Below are 17565 nucleotides of genomic sequence, written 5' to 3' on the forward strand. Positions count from 1 at the left end.
AAGGCCCGTCCCTGCCGCACCCGATCGCAGCCCCGCGCCCCGGCGCGGGCGAAACCCTATTCGCGGGGCAACCGGCCTCGCCACGTCCAAAGGACAGACCACTTGAAATTCGAATCCCTGGGGCTCCCGCCCCGCCTGCTCGCCAACCTTGTCGAGCTGAACATCACCGAACCGACTCCGATCCAGGTACAGGCCATCCCGCACGCCCTCGAAGGCCGCGATGTGATGGGCCTCGCCCAGACCGGCACCGGCAAGACCGCCGCCTTTGGCCTGCCGCTGATGTCGGCGCTGTCCCGCATGGAAGGCCGCCCCGCGCCGAAGACCACGCGCGGCCTGATCCTCGCGCCGACCCGTGAACTCGCCAAGCAGATCGTCGACAACCTCCGCGCCTATGCCGAGGGCATGCAGGTGCGCATCAACCTCGTCGTCGGGGGCCAGTCCCTCAATGCGCAGGCCCAGAAGCTGGCAAAGGGCACGGACCTGCTCGTCGCCACCCCGGGCCGCCTGATCGACCTGATCGACCGCAAGGCCGTGGACCTGTCCAAAACCGGCTTCCTCGTGCTTGACGAGGCGGACCAGATGCTCGACATGGGCTTCATCCACGCCCTGCGCCAGATCGCCCCGCTGCTCAAGAAGGACCGCCAAACCATGCTGTTCTCGGCCACCATGCCGAAGCAGATGGCCGAACTGGCGCAATCCTACCTGACCGACCCGATCCGCGTCGAAGTCTCGCCCCCGGGCAAGCCGATCGAGAAGATCGACCAGTCCGTGCACTTCGTCGAGCAGGCCCACAAGCCCAAGCTGCTGATCATGCACCTCGACCGGCATCGTGACGACGCGGCGCTGATCTTCGCCCGCACCAAGCACGGCGCCGAACGGCTGAAGAAGAACCTGGAAGCGCAGGGCTTTGCCGCTGGCTCGATCCACGGAAACAAGTCGCAGGGCCAGCGCGACCGCGCCCTCGCCGCCTTCAAGGACGGTGAACTGAAGGTGCTTGTCGCCACGGACGTCGCCGCCCGTGGCATCGACATCCCCGCGGTGCGCTACGTCTACAACTATGACCTGCCGAACGTGCCGGACAACTATGTCCACCGCATCGGCCGCACCGCCCGCGCGGGCCGAGATGGCACCGCCGTCGCCTACTGCTCGCCCGAGGAGATGATGGAACTCATTGCCATCCAGAAGGTGATGAAGCGCGACATCGACGTCGCCTCCGGCCAGCCTTGGCAGGACTTCCCCAAGAAGAAACCCGCCAACGGCGGTGGCCGGGGTCGCGGCAACGGTGGTGGTGGCGGTGGCAAGCCGCAAAGCCGCTCCGGTGGCGGTGGCGGCAACGGCGGTGGTCGCAGCAGGTCCCGGCGTTCCGGCGGCGGACGCTCCCGCGCAGCGTAAGACATATGAAAGCCGGGCCATGTCGCCCGGCTTTTCCTTTCCCAATTACTTAGTTAATTCCCTAACTTTTTTGCTTGCGCGACTCGCCTGCGCCCCATTACTTAGGAACATGGCTAAGCATGAAGGCACCCTCGACGCACTCTTCACCGCCCTCGGCAATCCTGTCCGGCGCGAGATCCTGACCCGGCTGGCCCGCAGCCCCGCGACGACCTCCGAACTCGCCGCGCCGCATGACATTGCCCTGCCCTCGCTGATGGGGCACCTGAGCAAACTCGAAGCCGCCGGACTGGTGACTTCGCAGAAGACCGGCCGCCAACGCACCTATGCGCTGGCACCCGACGCCTTTTCCCCCGCGCAAAACTGGTTCGACGAGCAGCGCGCGCTGTGGAAAGGCCGCCTTGACCGCTTCGACGACTACGTAACCCGACTGTACAAGGAACGCGCCCATGGACCTCGATCCAAAGACTGACCTCACCTTCACCCGCGCCCTGCCCGTGCCCCCGGCGCTGGTCTGGGAATGCTGGACCTCGCCGGAGCATATCCCGCATTTCTTCGTTCCCCGGCCGCACAGCATCAAATCCGTCGAGATCGACCTGCGTGTCGGCGGCAAGTTCAACACCGTGATGGTGGTCGAAGGCAATGAGATGCCAAACGAGGGTGTGTACCTCGAAGTCGTCCCGGGCAAGCGGCTCGTTTTCACCGACGCCTATACCGAAGGCTGGAAACCCAAGCCCGACCCATTCATGACGGCCATTCTCGACCTTGAGGACGATGGTAAGGGCGGCACGATCTACACCGCCACCGCCCGCCATCGCAGCGCCGAGACGGCGCAGCAGCATGAAGCGATGGGCTTCTATGACGGCTGGGGCACGGTGGTCGATCAGCTGGTCGAATACGCACAGAGCTTGCAGAGATAGCAAAGGCGGCCCCGGCCTTCGCGCCGGGGCCTCCGCTTACCGCACCGACACCGGCAGGCTGGCAAAGCCGCGGAAGCGGGCCAACGGCACCCGCGTGCGCGGCCCGGTCTGATGGATCTTCGGAAACCGCCGCACCAGCTTGCCAATCGCAATGCGCCCCTCGACCCGCGCCAGCGAGGCGCCGAGACAGACGTGTATCCCGGTGATGAAGGCGATTTGCCGGTTCGGGCTGCGGGTGATGTCCACCGCGTCCGGGTTTTCGAACACCTCCGGATCCCGGTTTGCCGCGGCAATCGACGTGTGGATATAAGTCCCCTTCGGAATCGCGCCGGTGCTCAGCGCAATCTCCTCTCCCGCCAGCCGGTTGCCGATCTGCAGCGGGCTCTCGATCCGCAGGAATTCCTCCACCGCCGAGCCAATCAACTCCGGCTGTTCCCGGAGCAGCGCGTGCTGTGCGGGCCAGTCGAACAGCGTGCCCATGGCATTGCCGACGAGGCTCGTCGTCGTCTCGTGCCCGGCATTCAGCAGGAAGATGCAGTTCTGCACCAGTTCCTCCTGCGTCAGCCGCCGCCCGTCATGCTCGCCAAAGATCAGGCTCTCCAGAACCTCCCCCTGATGCCCGCCGTCCGGATTTCTGCGCCGATGGTCGATCAGCTCCGTCAGGATCGCGCCGAACTCCTCGACCGCCTTGTTCCCTGCCTCCAGCCGCTCCTGCGGCACAACCGGGTCCAGCGCTCCCAGAATGGCCAGCGAATAGCCCCGCAACTGTGCACGGTGTTCCTCCGGAATGCCCAGCATGAAACTGATGATCTCGGTCGGCAGCACCTTGGCGAAATCGTCGATCAGGTCGAGATTGCCAAGGTCCTCCACCCGGTCCAGCAGCCGGTCCACAATACCGTCGATCAACGGCTCGAACTCCGCCAGCTTGCGCGGGGTGAACGCCCCGGCGATCAGCTTGCGCACCACGGTATGGTACGGCGGATCGTTGAAGATCAGGCTGGTGGTGTGATGTTTGTGCAGCGGGCACTGGCCGAACTTTTCGCCAAAGGCCTCGGTCTTGTCCGACAACATGTCCCGCGAGCGGTACACTTTTAGAACATCGTCATAGCGCGTGAGGTAAACCGAGCCGTCCGCGTTGCGGAACACCGGCTGCTCGCGCCGCAGCGCGTGCAGCACCGGATGCGGGTCCTCGATGAAATCCCTGTCGATGCGGTTCAGGTCGAAATCGCTCAGATCCAGCATGGTGCCTCCCCCTCTTGCGGCGATCCTGCTGTGCCGACGGTCAAGTGGCAAGAGCATGGAATTCCCGTCCTGCCTCCGGACACCGGCTCCTGTATCGTTATCGCATGAACACATTCGCCCGCGCCCTCATCATCCTCCTTTTGCTGCTCGCTGCCGCAATCGCCGGTGCCTTTGCCGGGTTCTTCCTGATCCTCGGGCTTGGCTACGCCACAGGTGCCGACGACCGCGAGGGGGCGCTCGCCATGGGAGTGGCGACGACGGGCATGCCGCTCGGCGCGATTGCCGGGATCGTGCTGGCGCTGCTCGGCGTGGCGCGCTGGTACAACAGGCCTGAGGGCGAGCCGTTCATCGGCACGAAGGGCCTCATCGGGGTCATCGGCGTGCCGCTGGTTCTCACCGGTCTTCTGATGCTGCGCATCTGGTGGATCACCACGCCGGAGCTGCCGTCGCCGAAGCCCCGCCTTCTGGTTCAAGTCCGCGCCCCTATTGCCCTGCGCGATGATACCGTCTTCCACCAGTTCTGGCCGAGCTATCACCGCGCCGGAACCCATGTCGGTGCATACACCATCCCGGACACTACCGAGACGGAGGGGACGCTCACCCTCGATACCGATTTCTACATGATCTACCGCGTCGAGGACCGGCGCATCACGGTGCCCTATGCAGACAAGGCCCACGCCGGGTTCACCCTGACGATAGGCGAGCGCCCCACGATCATGGACGCCTATTCGGACTGGCAAGATCCGGATTTCTTCCTGACGGACAATATCTGGGAGGCTCGACCCACGGACGTCACCGATCCGCCCGCCATCCAGATCCGCTACAAGGTGGTCGGCAGCAGGTAACCGCCGCCGACCTCATGTCAAAACTCAGCCCAGTTCGCCGGGCTTGTACCAATCGCCCATCTGCACCTGGCTGGCATCGCCCACCATCTCGGCAAAGGCTGCCGGGTCCTGCGTGCCGCCATCGCGCCCGCGATAATGATACGGATAGACATAGGTCGGACCGAACGCCTTCACCGCATCCGCCGCCGCCGCCGCTTCCATGGTGAACGGCAGGTTCATGCAGACGAAGGCAAGGTCGATGTCCGTGAGCGCCCGCATCTCCGGGATGTCCTCGGTGTCGCCGGAGATATAGATGCGGAAATTCCCCATGGTCAGCACGTACCCGTTGTCACGGCCCTGCGGGTGGAAATTCTTGCGCTCTTCGGTGGTGTTGTAGGCCGGGATTGCGTCGATGCCGACATCTTCCCAGGTGTGGCTGTCCCCGTTGGCCATGCTCATGGCTTGCCCTTTCAGGCCCTCCGGAAGCATCTCCATCACCGCCGGGTTGGTGACGATCGGAGCGAACCCAGCCACCGCTGTCAAAACCGCCTCGTTGTAATGATCGCCATGCTCGTGCGTCACCAGCACCAGGTCGGCAGGCGGCATGCCCTCGTACTCCGAAACTTCGCCCACCGGGTCGACATAGATCACCCCCTTCGGCGTCTCCAGCACGATGGAGGCATGGTGCACGGGATGCACCGTCACCGGCCCCATATCCGTCTCGAACATATCCCCTCCATGGGCGGCTGCATGGGCGCGGAACGGCAGAACGGTGATTACACCGGTCGCGGCTGCGGCACTGGCCAGGAAATGGCGGCGGGTCTGTGTCATGGTCGTCGCTCCCTTGTTGTATGGTGAGCGAAGGGTAGCGCCGGGCGGAGGCACGGCAAGATCACAGTGGTGTGAAGGGTCGCCCGCCTATGACCACCGGATGCAGGCAACCACCGAAACGAAAACCGCCGCCCCGGACCGGGACGGCGTTTCATTCTCAACAGAGCCTCAGATGGCTCAGCCGCGCTCTTCGACGATCTGCACGAGGTGCGGGATCGAGTTCACCATGCCGCGCACGGAAGGCGTATCTTCCAGCTCGCGGGTGCGGTGCATCTTGTTCAGGCCCAGGCCGACGAGCGTTGCGCGTTGCTTGGCGGGGCGACGGATCGGCGAGCCGATCTGCTTCACGACGATGGTTTTTGCCATGAGTCTCAGGCCTCCTCGACTTCAGCGGTTGCGTCATCGCGCTTCGGCAGGATGTCGGCGACCTTCTTGCCACGGCGCTGAGCCACGTTGCGCGGCGACTGCTCCTTGGAGAGGCCGTCGAGCGTTGCGCGGATCATGTTGTAGGGGTTCTGCGAGCCGATCGACTTGGCAACCACGTCCTGAACGCCCAGCATCTCGAAGACGGCGCGCATCGGACCACCGGCGATGATACCGGTACCGGTGGGAGCGGTGCGCATGACGACGCGGCCTGCGCCGTGACGACCTTCGATGTCGTGGTGCAGGGTGCGGCCCTCTTTCAGCGGCACGCGCATCATCTGGCGCTTCGCCTGCTCGGTGGCCTTGCGGATGGCCTCGGGGACCTCCTTCGCCTTGCCCTTGCCGAAGCCGACGCGGCCCTTCTGGTCACCGACGACCACGAGAGCTGCGAAGCCAAAGCGCTTGCCACCCTTCACGGTCTTGGAAACGCGGTTGATCGCCACAAGGCGATCTGCGAATTCCGGGGCTTCCTCGCGCTCGCGGCGCGGGCCACGGCGGTTTTCACGTTCTGCCATGAGTGGCATCCCTTCTGTTTTCAGGTGGCGCAACTCGGGCGCCGGTTTGTCCAATCCAGGTGAGCCTTGGCGCTCCCGGATCATCGAGGCCCGCATCCGGACCTTCAAAAAGGCAAGGTGGGTTTTAAACCCACCCTACCCAAGGGACCGAAGCCCCGTATCCTGCGGTAGGGTGGGTTTCTAACCCACCCACACCCTCAGATCTTCAGACCACCCTCACGCGCGGCATCGGCCAGAGCCTTCACCTTGCCGTGGAACAGGAAGCCACCCCGGTCGAAGTAGGCTTCGCTCACACCGGCGGCCTTGGCGCGCTCGGCGATCGCGGCACCCACCTTGGCGGCGGCTTCCACGTTGTTCTTGCCGACGATGCCCAGATCCTTCTCGAGGCTGGAAGCGGCGGCGAGGGTGACGCCACGAACGTCGTCGATCAGCTGAACGCTGATGTTCTTGTTCGAGCGGTGAACCGAAAGGCGAACGCGACCCGCGTTGACCTTCCGAAGCTTGTTCCGAACGCGCAGACGGCGCTTCTGAAACAGCTGACGTTTCGTATTTGCCATATCTTTGCGTCCTTACTTCTTCTTGCCTTCCTTCTGGAAGATGTACTCGCCCTTGTAGCGAATACCCTTCCCCTTGTAGGGCTCCGGGCGGCGCCAGTCGCGGATCTTCGCCGCGGTCTCACCGACAACCTGCTTGTCGTGACCCTCGACCACGATTTCCGTGGGCTTGGGGCAGGTGATGGTGATACCGGCGGGGATGTCGAAATCCACGTCGTGGCTGTAGCCCAGGTTGAGCTTCAGGGTCTGGCCCTGGACCGCGGCGCGGTAACCCACACCGACGATCTCAAGCTCGCGTTTGAAGGTTTGCTGCACCCCATGGACCAGATTGGCCACCATGGTGCGGGACATGCCCCACTGCTGCAGCGCGCGCTTGGACTTGCCACGCGGCGTCACAGTGACGGACTGACCATCGATGGAGATGGTCACGTCGTCGGTTGCGGTGAAGGTCTGTGCGCCCTTCGGGCCCTTCACTTCGATGGTCTGGCCCGAAAGCGAGGCGGAGACGCCCGAAGGCATGTCGACCGGCTTTTTCCCAATACGAGACATGGAGCCCTCCTCAGAACACGGTGCAGAGCACTTCGCCGCCAACGTTGGCTGCGCGTGCGTTTGCGTCCGACATCACACCCTTGGGGGTGGAGACAATCGACACACCCAGGCCCTGACGGACGGACGGGATGTCATTGACGCCCATGTAGACGCGGCGGCCGGGCTTCGAGACGCGCTTGACTTCGCGGATCACCGGGGTGCCGTCGAAGTACTTGAGGCTGATCTCGAGCGTCGGGTGACCGCGCTCATCGGTGCCTTTTTCATAACCGCGGATGTACCCTTCGTCCGCCAGCACGTCGAGAACCCATGCCCGCAGCTTGGACGCCGGGGTGGACACGGTCGACTTGCCGCGCATCTGAGAGTTGCGGATACGGGTGAGCATATCGCCGATAGGATCGTTCATCTTATACCCTCCCTTACCAGCTGGACTTCACGACGCCCGGCAGCTTGCCGTTCGAACCGAGTTCGCGCAGGGCGATCCGGCTGATCTTCAGCTTGCGGTAGTAGGCGTGCGGGCGGCCAGTGAGCTGGCAGCGGTTGTGCAGACGGCTCGGGGCCGAATTGCGCGGCAGCGAAGCGAGTTTCAGACGCGCCTTGAAGCGCTCTTCCATCGGCTTGCTCTCGTCGATTGCGATTTCCTTCAGCGCGGCGCGCTTGGCGGCATACTTTTCCACCAGGCGCTGACGCTTCTTCTCGCGTTCGATCATGGATTTCTTGGCCATGAATACAGCTCCTTACGCGTTGAACGGCATGTTGAAATGCTTCAACAGCGCCTTGGCCTGCGCGTCCGCGGTGTGGTCACCGAAGGGCTTCGCAGTGGTGGTCATGATGATGTCCATACCCCAGACTTCGTCGACCTTGTCGAAGTCGATTTCCGGGAAGACGATGTGTTCCTTGAGGCCCATGGCAAAGTTGCCACGGCCGTCGAACGCCGGCTTCACACCGCGGAAGTCGCGGATACGCGGCATCGCGATGGTGACCAGGCGGTCAAGGAATTCGTACATGCGGACGTCACGCAGGGTGACCTTCGCACCGATGACCATGCCCTCACGCAGGCGGAACGGCGCGTGGCTGTTCTTGGCCTTGGTGCCGACGGCCTGCTGGCCGGCGATCTTGGTCAGATCCTCGATGGCCGACTTGGCCTTCTTGGAGTCGCGCACGGCTTCGGCACCGCAGCCGATGTTCAGAACGATCTTGTCCAAACGCGGGATCTGCATGTCGTTCGTGTAGCCGAACTCTTCTTTCATCGCCTGCTTGATGGTCGACGCGAAGATCGACTTCAGGCGCGGGCTGTAGGTTGCAGCGTCAAGCATCAGATCGCATCCCCTGTGGTCTTGGCAAAACGGACCTTCTTGCCCTCTTCCATGCGGAAGCCGACGCGGGAGGCCTTGCCGTTGGCATCGACGATGGCGAGGTTGCTGAGGTCGATCGGCAGCGCCTTCGGCAGACGGCCGCCCTGGGCGGTCTGGGTCTGGCGCTGGTGGCGGATGGCGATGTTCACGCCCTCGACGACGGCCTTGCCGGCCTTCGGATCGACGGACTGGATCTCGCCGGTCTTGCCCTTGTCCTTGCCGGCAAGAACGACGACCTTGTCACCTTTTTTCAGTTTCGCAGCCATATCACAGCACCTCCGGGGCGAGCGAGATGATCTTCATGAAGTTCTTGGCGCGCAGCTCGCGAACCACCGGCCCGAAGATACGGGTGCCGACCGGCTCGCCCGCGTTGTTCAGGATGACGGCTGCGTTGCGGTCGAAGCGGATGGACGTGCCATCTTCGCGGCGAACTTCCTTGGCGGTGCGCACGACGACGGCCTTGCGGACGTCACCCTTCTTCACGCGACCACGCGGAATGGCTTCCTTGACCGACACCACGATGATGTCGCCCACGGATGCATAACGACGGTGGGAACCGCCGAGAACCTTGATGCACTGAACCCGGCGCGCGCCGGAGTTGTCAGCAACATCCAGATTGGTCTGCATCTGGATCATTTGGTTTCTCCCGACTTCCGGGGCCGCCCTGCATTTGGGACATTGACCCCGGGGTTTCGATCATACCGGAAAGGCACGATCGCCGAAAATTACTCGGCGATCACTTCCCAGCGTTTCGTTTTCGACTTCGGTGCGCATTCGATGATGCGGACGGTATCGCCGACAGCGAACTTTTCCGCCTCGTCATGAGCGCGGTATTTCTTGGTGCGCTTCACGGTCTTCTGCAGAACCGGGTGCTTGAAGCGACGCTCGACCGACACGGTGACGGTCTGGGTGTTGGCCGTGGAGGTCACGGTGCCTTGCAGGATACGCTTGGGCATTGTCTTACGCCTCCGCTGCCGCAGCCGCGGCCTTTTCGTTCAGGATCGTCTTGACGCGGGCCACGTCACGACGGACCTGGCGCATGCGGGCGGTGTTTTCCACCTGGCCGGTTGCCTGCTGGAAGCGCAGGTTGAAGGCCTCTTTCTTGAGCTGGACAAGAGTGTCCCGGAGCTGGTCCGGGGTCTTGTCACGGAGTTCCTGGGCGTTCATTCGCCTTTTCCTTCTATCAACATCACCGGCAGGCCCCCTCCCTTCTCGCGAATCGGAAAGGTCACCTGGAACCCGGTGGAGTCCGTGAATGAGCGGCCCCTATAGACGTCCTTGCCCCCCGTAGCAAGCCCCATCTCCGCAGGACCGCCCGCGGCTTGCCGCCCGATCCTTCCGGGTGCCCTGTGTGTCGCGGTATGGGCCCGGTCCCGCCGTCATGGCGCGGCAGCGCCGCCGATCCGCTTTCCTGCACAACTCGATGCGAGTCAGCCTCTTGCGGCGCTCGCCGGCGCCCGCCTATAAGTCGCGCCGCGTGACGAACAGGGCCACGGTTTCCCCCTTGAAAGGGAGCAGAGTTGGCGTGGAGTATCGCCGGACTATCGTGGGGACGACCTGGAATGACACTTTTTCCTGAATGGCAAGCCTTTGACATTGCTCAGGATCTTATTGACCGCACTGGGCGTGGGTATTTCGAGGACCGTTTTGACATCTATGCCGAGTGCTTCCTGATCCCGCACGAATTCGAGACCTTCGACGGTCTGCGCAGAATCGCACACATCGACGAACTGCGGACTCTGTACGACCGCATGCGGAACTTTCACGTCATGAATGGCATCACCGGACTGCATCGGCGGGTTGTCGCCGCCCGGTTTGTCGACGAAGACCTGATCCAGTCCACCCATGAATCGCGCCATATCACCGCCGGATCGCAGCTCGGCACGCCTTACGTGGCGATGTCCAACCTGCAGCGGATCGACGGCGCGTGGAAGATCGCGCGTGGCCTTTATGCCACCCCGAACACCCCCGGGCACCGTCAGGTCTTCGCGGTCGGCACGCCGGTCGAGCGGAAGAGCTGATCCGCTCAGGCGGCGTCGCCCGTCTTGCCATCCTGAGCGAAGCGCGACAGCAGAAGCTGCTGCAGGTGGCCATTCTGGATCGCTCCCGGATGCACCGCGCCGATCTGCGCCGGGATTTCCGGCAAACCGAGGATGCGCGCTACCGCAAAGCGATGCGCCCCGCCGCCGCTGCGCAGACAGGTGCCGTCCCGTGCCACGTGGACCAGCACCCCGCCGTGCTCACGCCGGAAATGATCCGGCATCTCGTCCCGCGTCAGCAGCCGGCCCCGGCTCCGCGTCTCCGAGAACAGCCGGTCGAGCGCCAGGTACCGGTCCTTCAGATCGCCCAGCGTGACGCAGCCGTCAGGGGTGTGCCCGCCGGCAATCTCCCGGGCCAGTCTTTGCCAGATTGGCGTCTCCGGCCAGTCCGCCCCCATCTGCCAGTGCATCCGGCAACTGCGCAGCTTGGTATTCGTCTCGATATCGACCCGGGCGAGGTCCCAGTCGCCAGGCTCCAGCGCCCCGCTGTTCTGCCGCTTGAAGCGATGTGACCGCTCCTGCCGCGCCAGCGCCTGCGACATCGCTTTCGGATCGACGTAAATCCGCGCGTCCGACCGCGGCGCCTGCACGCCGTAGCGCAGCCAGTTCAGCAGATCGCGCAGCATCTTCTGCGGCACATGCGCCGCAAGCGCGCGCTGCAGGTAAGCAATCTGGGAAAAACCAGGGACAATCGAAGCAGACATGACAGCCAACCCATACGCAGGGGATCAACAGGGACTGTCATCAATATGTTACATAGGCCTGCGACGGAAAATCGCAGTTGCGTGAGCATCGCCAGTGGCACGCGGCCTGTGGCCACCGCGCCACAGACGCGGCCTCAGGCCCACTTGTAATTGAAGCTTACCGAGATCCGGTTGTCCTCTTCGGCCATGTTCATCGGAACTTCGTGCCGCAGCCAGCTTTCCCAAAGCAGCACGTCCCCCGGCTGCGTCGCCTCGTAGACGAAAGCCTTCAGCTCCTCGCGGCAGTCCTTCAACCGCGTCGGCGCCGCCATCATCATCGGCAGGCGCGGGTCCTCCAGCTTCAGCGCCGCCGCGCCCTCGGGCATCGCAACATAGGTCGTGCCGGAAATCACCGAATGCGGGTGGATGTGGCTCGAATGGGTGCCACCCGGGGGCAGGATGTTGATCCAGATGTCTTCCAGTTCCAGCCTGCGGTCCGCGAGGTCGAAGGCCACATCCTGCGCAAAGGCCGCCACATGCTTGTCCAGCGCCTTCACCAGCTGGCCGAAAATCGGGAAGCGCCACGGAAGGTCCGTCAGCGAGGCATACGACGTGTACCCCGGATACCCCTGTTCGTCACACCACGCCTGCCCCGCCTCGTCATCCTCCGCGATGGAGTAACAGGAGGCCTCCAACTCGCCGGTGTCGATCTTCGGGCCGAATTCCGACAGGCGGGCTCGGTACAGGCGGGTGGCAAAGAGCGAACGGACGTCAGCCATGACGGTCTCCTCGTGACAGGTCTGGCCCGCTTATGCGCCCGGTGCCCCGGAACATGCAAGCGACCTCAGGCGAAGACCTCCGCCGACGGGCTGAAGAACAACGCCGCCGACAGATCGTCGCTGTCGAGAAACACCCGCGGCTGCTCGGTCCCCGCCATCACGGGACGCGAGCGCGCATCGCGCGCGATCGCAAGTACCGCGCCATTGTCGAAGGCCAGCGAGAACGCGTGCCGCTCAAGCTCACCACGGACGATCACCGCCCCCGCCAGCCGCGACACCATGGCGCTGTCGTCCGCGTCCACGATCCACGGCGGACGCCGTGGCCGCTCCCTGCCGTCCACGAGCAGCCGCCCGTCCAGCGTGATCCATTCCGCCGCGCCGAACACCGGCACCACCAGCCAGTCCTCCGGCTCCAGCTGCAGCCCGAAGAAACCGTAGCCGCCCATGCCATATGTGCCCAGCGTCACCGAGGCCGACACCACCCGCCGCCCAACCAGCGCCTGCGCCGAGACCGGCCGCGGCGGCAATGCCACCTGCTCGTATTCCCCGACAAGGCTGTTCTGCTTCTCTGGCGGCAAGGGCCGCGACAGGTCGGGGATGGAATACGGCCCCGGCACGATGGGGGACTGCACGGGCAGCGTGCGCAGGAACGCCCGCGTCTCCCGCGCTACGAGGCTCCGGGCCAGCGGGTTTCCCCGCTTGGCCGCGTTGACCACGCGGACCACGATCCTTTCGCGCAGATTCGAAAACACGTCAGCAGCCCCTCTGCCGCATTGCACAACCTATGGGTGTGACCATAGGTTATCTATCTGAAACACAAAAGCCCCTCATCGCGCGGTGCGTCACCGTGGCACAAATCCACACGCAACCGACGTGGACCGGGACGTAACGCGGATTGGTTACGGATGGGTTAATATCCGCAGGCGGCAACGGGCACGGGGCCGCCGGCTTTCCCGCGCCTCTGTAAGAACGGGGCGCGGGCTCCCTCCCCTCCGGGGAGGGCCGGGGTGGGGGAAAGACGTTGTATCGGGCACCGCGTGAGGAAGTCAGCGCTGCCGGAACGGAAAAAGCCCCCGCCGCATCGCGGCAGGGGCTTTTCCTTGATCGTCTCACCGAGGAGCGGAAGGACTTACCAGTCCTCGCGCACCACCACGCGGGTCTTGATCGGCAGCTTCATCGCGGCAAGGCGCAGGGCCTCGCGGGCGATGTCCTCGCCGACGCCGTCGATCTCGAACATCACGCGACCGGGCTTGACCTTGCAGGTCCAGCGGTCGACGGAGCCCTTGCCCTTACCCATACGCACTTCGATGGGCTTGGCGGTGACCGGGGTGTCCGGGAAGATCCGGATCCAGACGCGGCCCTGACGCTTCATGTGACGCGTCATGGCACGACGGGCGGCTTCGATCTGGCGTGCGGTCACACGCTCAGGCTCGGTTGCCTTGAGGCCGTAGGTCCCGAAGTTCAGGTCGGAGCCGCCTTTGGCTTCGCCCTTGATCCGGCCTTTGAACATCTTGCGGAATTTTGTACGCTTAGGCTGAAGCATGATTACCTCCGGTCATCACGACGGTTACCGCCTGCACCGCGCGGTGCCGGTCCGTCCTGGAGTTCCTGTGCCTTGCGGTCACGCGCACCCGGGTCATGCTCCATGATCTCGCCTTTGAAGATCCAGGTCTTGATCCCGATGATGCCGTAAGGCGTGGTCGCCTCGACATGCGCGTAATCGATATCGGCACGCAGGGTGTGAAGCGGCACGCGGCCTTCGCGATACCACTCGGTCCGTGCGATCTCGGCACCGCCGAGACGGCCAGCGACGTTCACCCGGATACCCAGGGCGCCCATGCGCATGGCGTTCTGCACGGCCCGCTTCATCGCGCGGCGGAAGGAGACGCGGCGCTCGAGCTGCTGGGCGATGGACTCGCCGACCAGCTGGGCGTCAAGCTCCGGCTTGCGCACTTCGACGATGTTCAGGTGCAGCTCGGAGGCGGTCATGCGGGCGAGCTTCTTGCGAAGCACCTCGATGTCCGCACCTTTCTTGCCGATGATCACGCCCGGACGCGCGGTGTGAATGGTCACACGGCACTTCTTGTGGGGGCGTTCGATGATCACGCGGGCAATACCGGCCTGCTTGCACTCTTCGTGGATGAAATCGCGGATGGCGAGGTCTTCCAGCAGCAGGTTGCCGTAGTCCTTGGTGTCTGCGTACCAGCGGCTGTCCCAGGTGCGGTTCACCTGAAGACGCATGCCGATCGGATTGGTCTTGTTACCCATTAGGCTTGCTCCTCAACCTGACGCACCAGGATGGTGATTTCCGAGAACGGCTTCACGATCTTGCCGAACCGGCCACGGGCACGGGGACGACCGCGCTTCATGATCAGGTTCTTGCCGACATAGGCCTCGGCGACGATGAGCTCATCGACGTCCAGGTTGTGGTTGTTCTCGGCGTTGGCGATGGCGGACTGCAGGCACTTCTTCACGTCCACAGCGATCCGCTTGTTGGAGAAGGTCAGGTCCGTCAGGGCCTTCTCGACCTTCTTGCCCCGGATCAGCTGAGCCACGAGGTTCAGCTTCTGCGGCGAGGTGCGCAGCATGCGCAGCTTGGCCATCGCTTCGTTGTCCGCCACGCGGCGCGGATTCTTATCCTTGCTCATGGCTTACTTCCTCTTGGCTTTCTTGTCGGCAGCGTGACCGTAGTAGGTACGGGTCGGGCTGTACTCGCCGAATTTCTGACCGATCATGTCCTCGGTGACGTTCACCGGAACATGCTTCTGGCCGTTGTAGACGCCGAACGTGAGACCCACGAACTGCGGCAGGATCGTCGAGCGACGCGACCAGATCTTGATGACTTCGTTGCGGCCGGATTCGCGCGCCGCTTCTGCCTTCTTGAGGACATAAGCGTCGACGAACGGACCTTTCCAAACAGAGCGCGACATATCTTAGCGACCCTTCTTCTTGGCGTGACGCGAGCGCACGATGAGCTTCTGCGACGCCTTGTTGGTGTTGCGGGTCTTCTTGCCCTTCGTCGGCTTGCCCCACGGGGTAACCGGGTGACGGCCACCGGAGGTCCGGCCTTCACCACCGCCGTGCGGGTGGTCGATCGGGTTCATGACGACACCGCGGACGCTCGGGCGGATGCCCTTGTGACGCATGCGGCCCGCTTTACCGTAGTTCTGGTTCGAGTTGTCCGGGTTCGAGACCGCGCCAACCGTTGCCATGCACTCCTGACGCACGAGGCGCAGTTCGCCCGAGCTGAGGCGGATCTGGGCGTAGCCACCGTCACGGCCGACGAACTGGGCATAGGTGCCCGCGGCGCGTGCGATCTGGCCACCCTTGCCGGGCTTGAGCTCGATGTTGTGCACGATCGTACCGATCGGCAGGCCGCTGAACGGCATCGCGTTGCCCGGCTTCACGTCCGCCTTGGCGGAGGACACGATGCGGTCGCCGATGGCGAGACGCTGGGGCGCGAGGATATAGGCCTGCTCGCCGTCGTCATACTGGACGAGTGCGATGAAGGCGGTCCGGTTCGGGTCGTATTCGATCCGCGCGACGGTGGCCGCGACGTCGAACTTGTTCCGCTTGAAATCCACGATGCGATAGAGGCGCTTTGCCCCGCCGCCCTTGCGGCGCATCGTGATCCGTCCGGTGTTGTTGCGTCCGCCGTTCTTGGTCAGACCCTCGGTGAGGGCTTTGACCGGACGGCCTTTCCACAGCTCCGAACGGTCGATCAGTACCAGCCCGCGCTGGCCCGGCGTCGTCGGTTTGTACGACTTGAGTGCCATGCTTTCTGTCTTCCGTTTGCATGTGCGCCTTTACAGGGCGCTATGTGATCGGCAGTTGCCTGCCTTGAGTATAGGCCCCCGAAGGTGCCCGGTGGATACGTCTGTTTGCCATGAGGTCCCGGATCAGGTCCGGGACTGCGGCCCGCAGAACAACAGCAAAGCCCCGGAACGAATCCCGGGGCCATGCGGATGGGGCCTGATAGGGGTTTGCGGGGGTGGGGTCAAGTGGGGATGGGGCAGTGATCCTGCACCATCGACTGCCAATCCCTGCTATCGATTGTTCGGTTCCTCTTAACTTCGACACTCGCTCCGAAGTTCTCGAGGAGTTGATCAGATATCTTCGCCTTCAACGCCGAATACTGCCACCGAGGAAGCCACGGGTTCAAGTAGATCTTTGAGCTCCTCCCCGAAAATCGGACAGTGACGGAAGCTACTATCTGACGTCTGCTGGTCTCTAAGAACGAGGAGATCAGAACATGTCGAAACGCAGGAACCATGACGCGGGCTTCAAGGCTCGCGTGGCGCTGGAAGCCCTGAAGGGCGAGCGCACGGTGTCGGAGCTGGCCGCGGAATACGGCGTGCATCCGACCATGATCCATCAGTGGAGCGAGCCATTGTGCGCCATTGGTTCAAGAACAATGGCGAGCGCGCTGCTTGAAGGCGCATCTGACATTTTCGAGCGCGGCGGGAAGAAGAAGGCCGAGGTCGACGAGGAGACGGTGCGGTCGCTTCACGCCAAGATCGGGGAACTGGCCGTCGCCAACGATTTTTTGTCCAGAAAGCTCAAGCCTTGGACCGGCAAGTGAGGCGCGGGATGATCGAACGCTCTCACCCCACGCTGTCGGTCGGGGCGCAATGCCGCCTGCTGTCGATCTCGCGGTCGTCGTTCTACTACGCACCGCTGGGCGAGACCGCAGTGAACCTGGCGCTCATGCAACTGATCGACCGGCAGTTCCTCGAAACCCCGTTCTACGGCGTCCAACAAATGACCTGGCACCTGCAGAACGAGGGCCACGCTGTGAACGTGAAGCGTATCCGGCGGCTGATGCGGCTCATGCGTTTGATGCCGATTTATCAGAAGCCGAACACCAGCAAACCGGCCAAGGGGCACAAAACCTACCCCTACCTGTTGGGTGGCCTGCGGGTGGAACGGCCCAACCAGGTCTGGTGCGCCGACATCACGTACCTTCCGATGCGGCGGGGCTTCCTCTACCTGGTTGCCATCATGGACTGGTTCACCCGCAAGGTGCTGACTTGGCGCATCTCGAACACGCTCGAAGCCGACTTCTGCGTCGAGGCGCTGAACGAGGCGGTCCACCGCTTCGGCCCGCCCGAGATCATGAATACCGATCAGGGGTCGCAGTTCACGTCCTTCGCCTGGACCGACCGGCTGAAACGGATCGGCACCCGGATCTCGATGGACGGCAAGGGCCGGTGTCTCGACAACATCTTCATCGAACGCCTCTGGCGGTCCCTGAAGTATGAGTGCGTCTATCTGCACGCCTGGGAGACGGGCTCGCAGGCGAAGGCCGGGGTTGGCCAATGGATCACCTTCTACAACCACCAGCGGCCTCACGCCGCCCATGGCGGACAGCCGCCCGCCGTGGTCTACTTCAACCAGATCGAAACCGACCAGCAGGGGCAGAGAGTAGCTTAAACCACCCCGGAAACTGGCCAAAAGATGGGGAG

27 protein-coding genes are annotated in these 17565 nt (G+C 63.6%); 6 read left to right on the forward strand and 21 right to left on the reverse strand.

The window, feature by feature from the left end; genetic code table 11:
- The first annotated feature begins 102 nt into the window (after positions 1-102).
- From ACP159_RS12185 to ACP159_RS12195, 3 genes are all read left to right on the forward strand, one after another.
- Positions 103-1392 carry a DEAD/DEAH box helicase gene (locus ACP159_RS12185; RefSeq protein WP_425099993.1) on the forward strand — a complete coding sequence of 430 codons (1290 nt, stop codon included), beginning with the start codon at positions 103-105 and terminating at the stop codon, positions 1390-1392.
- A gap of 109 nt (positions 1393-1501) precedes the next feature.
- Entirely contained in the window at positions 1502-1861 is a 360-nt protein-coding gene (locus ACP159_RS12190; protein WP_425099994.1) for an ArsR/SmtB family transcription factor, read from the forward strand.
- Positions 1839-2309 (forward strand): SRPBCC family protein, encoded by a 471-nt coding sequence (locus tag ACP159_RS12195; protein WP_425099995.1) that lies wholly within the window; start codon positions 1839-1841, stop codon positions 2307-2309. The genes ACP159_RS12190 and ACP159_RS12195 overlap by 23 nt, the downstream gene beginning before the upstream one ends.
- Positions 2310-2345: 36 nt before the next feature.
- Here ACP159_RS12195 and ACP159_RS12200 read toward each other — a convergent pair whose 3' ends face one another.
- The gene (locus ACP159_RS12200) at positions 2346-3551 is read right to left on the reverse strand and encodes a cytochrome P450 (RefSeq protein ID WP_425099996.1); all 1206 of its coding nucleotides are present in this window, start codon (positions 3549-3551) and stop codon (positions 2346-2348) included.
- A 104-nt stretch (positions 3552-3655) separates the two neighbouring features.
- On the opposite strand from ACP159_RS12200, the gene ACP159_RS12205 reads away from it, so the two are divergent.
- Positions 3656-4396, forward strand: a complete 741-nt coding sequence (locus ACP159_RS12205) for a hypothetical protein (RefSeq protein ID WP_425099997.1) — start codon at positions 3656-3658, stop codon at positions 4394-4396.
- A gap of 24 nt (positions 4397-4420) precedes the next feature.
- Here the strand turns inward: ACP159_RS12205 and ACP159_RS12210 are convergent, their stop codons facing one another.
- From ACP159_RS12210 to rpmC, 12 genes are all read right to left on the reverse strand, one after another.
- Positions 4421-5206, reverse strand: a complete 786-nt coding sequence (locus ACP159_RS12210; protein ID WP_425099998.1) for an MBL fold metallo-hydrolase — start codon at positions 5204-5206, stop codon at positions 4421-4423.
- Positions 5207-5383: 177 nt separating this feature from the next.
- Positions 5384-5572 carry a 50S ribosomal protein L30 gene (gene rpmD, locus ACP159_RS12215; RefSeq protein WP_425099999.1) on the reverse strand — a complete coding sequence of 63 codons (189 nt, stop codon included), beginning with the start codon at positions 5570-5572 and terminating at the stop codon, positions 5384-5386.
- Between the two features lie 5 nt (positions 5573-5577).
- Complete coding sequence (gene rpsE / locus ACP159_RS12220; protein WP_425100000.1) at positions 5578-6144, reverse strand: 30S ribosomal protein S5; 567 nt, start codon at positions 6142-6144, stop codon at positions 5578-5580.
- Between the two features lie 197 nt (positions 6145-6341).
- Positions 6342-6701 carry a 50S ribosomal protein L18 gene (gene rplR, locus ACP159_RS12225; protein WP_425100001.1) on the reverse strand — a complete coding sequence of 120 codons (360 nt, stop codon included), beginning with the start codon at positions 6699-6701 and terminating at the stop codon, positions 6342-6344.
- Positions 6702-6713: 12 nt separating this feature from the next.
- Complete coding sequence (gene rplF, locus ACP159_RS12230; protein ID WP_425100002.1) at positions 6714-7247, reverse strand: 50S ribosomal protein L6; 534 nt, start codon at positions 7245-7247, stop codon at positions 6714-6716.
- A gap of 10 nt (positions 7248-7257) precedes the next feature.
- Positions 7258-7650 carry a 30S ribosomal protein S8 gene (gene rpsH, locus ACP159_RS12235; protein WP_425100003.1) on the reverse strand — a complete coding sequence of 131 codons (393 nt, stop codon included), beginning with the start codon at positions 7648-7650 and terminating at the stop codon, positions 7258-7260.
- 13 nt (positions 7651-7663) lie between these two features.
- Entirely contained in the window at positions 7664-7969 is a 306-nt protein-coding gene (gene rpsN / locus ACP159_RS12240; RefSeq protein ID WP_425100004.1) for a 30S ribosomal protein S14, read from the reverse strand.
- A 12-nt stretch (positions 7970-7981) separates the two neighbouring features.
- The gene (gene rplE / locus ACP159_RS12245; protein ID WP_425100005.1) at positions 7982-8560 is read right to left on the reverse strand and encodes a 50S ribosomal protein L5; all 579 of its coding nucleotides are present in this window, start codon (positions 8558-8560) and stop codon (positions 7982-7984) included.
- Complete coding sequence (gene rplX, locus ACP159_RS12250; RefSeq protein WP_425100006.1) at positions 8560-8865, reverse strand: 50S ribosomal protein L24; 306 nt, start codon at positions 8863-8865, stop codon at positions 8560-8562. The genes rplE and rplX overlap by 1 nt, the downstream gene beginning before the upstream one ends.
- Before the next feature lies 1 nt (position 8866).
- Positions 8867-9235, reverse strand: a complete 369-nt coding sequence (gene rplN, locus ACP159_RS12255; protein ID WP_009805806.1) for a 50S ribosomal protein L14 — start codon at positions 9233-9235, stop codon at positions 8867-8869.
- An 89-nt stretch (positions 9236-9324) separates the two neighbouring features.
- Positions 9325-9555, reverse strand: coding sequence for a 30S ribosomal protein S17 (rpsQ, locus tag ACP159_RS12260; RefSeq protein WP_425100007.1), 231 nt, complete (start codon positions 9553-9555; stop codon positions 9325-9327).
- 4 nt (positions 9556-9559) lie between these two features.
- The gene (rpmC, locus tag ACP159_RS12265; protein WP_425100008.1) at positions 9560-9766 is read right to left on the reverse strand and encodes a 50S ribosomal protein L29; all 207 of its coding nucleotides are present in this window, start codon (positions 9764-9766) and stop codon (positions 9560-9562) included.
- Between the two features lie 395 nt (positions 9767-10161).
- Here rpmC and ACP159_RS12270 point away from each other — a divergent pair, with 395 nt between their 5' ends.
- Positions 10162-10620, forward strand: a complete 459-nt coding sequence (locus ACP159_RS12270) for a hypothetical protein (RefSeq protein ID WP_425100009.1) — start codon at positions 10162-10164, stop codon at positions 10618-10620.
- Positions 10621-10625: 5 nt separating this feature from the next.
- Here ACP159_RS12270 and ACP159_RS12275 read toward each other — a convergent pair whose 3' ends face one another.
- From ACP159_RS12275 to rplB, 8 genes are all read right to left on the reverse strand, one after another.
- The gene (locus tag ACP159_RS12275; protein ID WP_425100010.1) at positions 10626-11342 is read right to left on the reverse strand and encodes a hypothetical protein; all 717 of its coding nucleotides are present in this window, start codon (positions 11340-11342) and stop codon (positions 10626-10628) included.
- 134 nt (positions 11343-11476) lie between these two features.
- Positions 11477-12100 carry a TIGR02466 family protein gene (locus tag ACP159_RS12280; RefSeq protein WP_425100011.1) on the reverse strand — a complete coding sequence of 208 codons (624 nt, stop codon included), beginning with the start codon at positions 12098-12100 and terminating at the stop codon, positions 11477-11479.
- A gap of 65 nt (positions 12101-12165) precedes the next feature.
- On the reverse strand, positions 12166-12852 hold the full coding sequence (locus ACP159_RS12285; protein WP_425100012.1) for a hypothetical protein: 687 nt from the start codon (positions 12850-12852) through the stop codon (positions 12166-12168).
- Between the two features lie 377 nt (positions 12853-13229).
- Positions 13230-13643: a 50S ribosomal protein L16 gene (gene rplP, locus ACP159_RS12290; protein ID WP_425100013.1), complete on the reverse strand. Its 414-nt coding sequence runs from the start codon at positions 13641-13643 to the stop codon at positions 13230-13232.
- A 2-nt stretch (positions 13644-13645) separates the two neighbouring features.
- A complete protein-coding gene (gene rpsC, locus ACP159_RS12295; protein ID WP_425100014.1) occupies positions 13646-14368 on the reverse strand; it encodes a 30S ribosomal protein S3 in 723 nt (240 codons plus the stop codon).
- A complete protein-coding gene (gene rplV / locus ACP159_RS12300; RefSeq protein ID WP_425100015.1) occupies positions 14368-14748 on the reverse strand; it encodes a 50S ribosomal protein L22 in 381 nt (126 codons plus the stop codon). Before rplV ends, rpsC begins: the two co-directional genes overlap by 1 nt.
- A gap of 3 nt (positions 14749-14751) precedes the next feature.
- Positions 14752-15030, reverse strand: coding sequence for a 30S ribosomal protein S19 (gene rpsS, locus ACP159_RS12305; RefSeq protein ID WP_090029582.1), 279 nt, complete (start codon positions 15028-15030; stop codon positions 14752-14754).
- 3 nt (positions 15031-15033) lie between these two features.
- On the reverse strand, positions 15034-15876 hold the full coding sequence (rplB, locus tag ACP159_RS12310) for a 50S ribosomal protein L2 (protein ID WP_425100016.1): 843 nt from the start codon (positions 15874-15876) through the stop codon (positions 15034-15036).
- Positions 15877-16352: 476 nt separating this feature from the next.
- Here rplB and ACP159_RS12315 point away from each other — a divergent pair.
- A protein-coding gene (locus ACP159_RS12315) for an IS3 family transposase (protein ID WP_425098180.1) occupies positions 16353-17533 on the forward strand; the annotation gives its coding sequence in 2 pieces (ribosomal slippage) (positions 16353-16650 and positions 16650-17533; 1182 coding nt in all).
- The last annotated feature ends 32 nt before the right edge of the window (positions 17534-17565 follow it).

The sequence above is a fragment of the Tropicibacter sp. S64 genome (genome assembly GCF_049803835.1).
Classification (GTDB): domain Bacteria; phylum Pseudomonadota; class Alphaproteobacteria; order Rhodobacterales; family Rhodobacteraceae; genus Pacificoceanicola.

What these genes read in the sequence shown, in the direction of transcription:
- ACP159_RS12190 (WP_425099994.1), top strand. Translation starts at nt 1,502, where the DNA reads ATGGCTAAGCATGAAGGCACCCTCGACGCACTCTTCACCGCCCTCGGC.
- ACP159_RS12195 (WP_425099995.1), top strand. Translation starts at nt 1,839, where the DNA reads ATGGACCTCGATCCAAAGACTGACCTCACCTTCACCCGCGCCCTGCCC.
- ACP159_RS12200 (WP_425099996.1), bottom strand. Translation starts at nt 3,551, where the DNA reads ATGCTGGATCTGAGCGATTTCGACCTGAACCGCATCGACAGGGATTTC.
- ACP159_RS12205 (WP_425099997.1), top strand. Translation starts at nt 3,656, where the DNA reads ATGAACACATTCGCCCGCGCCCTCATCATCCTCCTTTTGCTGCTCGCT.
- ACP159_RS12210 (WP_425099998.1), bottom strand. Translation starts at nt 5,206, where the DNA reads ATGACACAGACCCGCCGCCATTTCCTGGCCAGTGCCGCAGCCGCGACC.
- rpmD (WP_425099999.1), bottom strand. Translation starts at nt 5,572, where the DNA reads ATGGCAAAAACCATCGTCGTGAAGCAGATCGGCTCGCCGATCCGTCGC.
- rpsE (WP_425100000.1), bottom strand. Translation starts at nt 6,144, where the DNA reads ATGGCAGAACGTGAAAACCGCCGTGGCCCGCGCCGCGAGCGCGAGGAA.
- rplR (WP_425100001.1), bottom strand. Translation starts at nt 6,701, where the DNA reads ATGGCAAATACGAAACGTCAGCTGTTTCAGAAGCGCCGTCTGCGCGTT.
- rplF (WP_425100002.1), bottom strand. Translation starts at nt 7,247, where the DNA reads ATGTCTCGTATTGGGAAAAAGCCGGTCGACATGCCTTCGGGCGTCTCC.
- rpsH (WP_425100003.1), bottom strand. Translation starts at nt 7,650, where the DNA reads ATGAACGATCCTATCGGCGATATGCTCACCCGTATCCGCAACTCTCAG.
- rpsN (WP_425100004.1), bottom strand. Translation starts at nt 7,969, where the DNA reads ATGGCCAAGAAATCCATGATCGAACGCGAGAAGAAGCGTCAGCGCCTG.
- rplE (WP_425100005.1), bottom strand. Translation starts at nt 8,560, where the DNA reads ATGCTTGACGCTGCAACCTACAGCCCGCGCCTGAAGTCGATCTTCGCG.
- rplX (WP_425100006.1), bottom strand. Translation starts at nt 8,865, where the DNA reads ATGGCTGCGAAACTGAAAAAAGGTGACAAGGTCGTCGTTCTTGCCGGC.
- rplN (WP_009805806.1), bottom strand. Translation starts at nt 9,235, where the DNA reads ATGATCCAGATGCAGACCAATCTGGATGTTGCTGACAACTCCGGCGCG.
- rpsQ (WP_425100007.1), bottom strand. Translation starts at nt 9,555, where the DNA reads ATGCCCAAGCGTATCCTGCAAGGCACCGTGACCTCCACGGCCAACACC.
- rpmC (WP_425100008.1), bottom strand. Translation starts at nt 9,766, where the DNA reads ATGAACGCCCAGGAACTCCGTGACAAGACCCCGGACCAGCTCCGGGAC.
- ACP159_RS12270 (WP_425100009.1), top strand. Translation starts at nt 10,162, where the DNA reads ATGACACTTTTTCCTGAATGGCAAGCCTTTGACATTGCTCAGGATCTT.
- ACP159_RS12275 (WP_425100010.1), bottom strand. Translation starts at nt 11,342, where the DNA reads ATGTCTGCTTCGATTGTCCCTGGTTTTTCCCAGATTGCTTACCTGCAG.
- ACP159_RS12280 (WP_425100011.1), bottom strand. Translation starts at nt 12,100, where the DNA reads ATGGCTGACGTCCGTTCGCTCTTTGCCACCCGCCTGTACCGAGCCCGC.
- rplP (WP_425100013.1), bottom strand. Translation starts at nt 13,643, where the DNA reads ATGCTTCAGCCTAAGCGTACAAAATTCCGCAAGATGTTCAAAGGCCGG.
- rpsC (WP_425100014.1), bottom strand. Translation starts at nt 14,368, where the DNA reads ATGGGTAACAAGACCAATCCGATCGGCATGCGTCTTCAGGTGAACCGC.
- rplV (WP_425100015.1), bottom strand. Translation starts at nt 14,748, where the DNA reads ATGAGCAAGGATAAGAATCCGCGCCGCGTGGCGGACAACGAAGCGATG.
- rpsS (WP_090029582.1), bottom strand. Translation starts at nt 15,030, where the DNA reads ATGTCGCGCTCTGTTTGGAAAGGTCCGTTCGTCGACGCTTATGTCCTC.
- rplB (WP_425100016.1), bottom strand. Translation starts at nt 15,876, where the DNA reads ATGGCACTCAAGTCGTACAAACCGACGACGCCGGGCCAGCGCGGGCTG.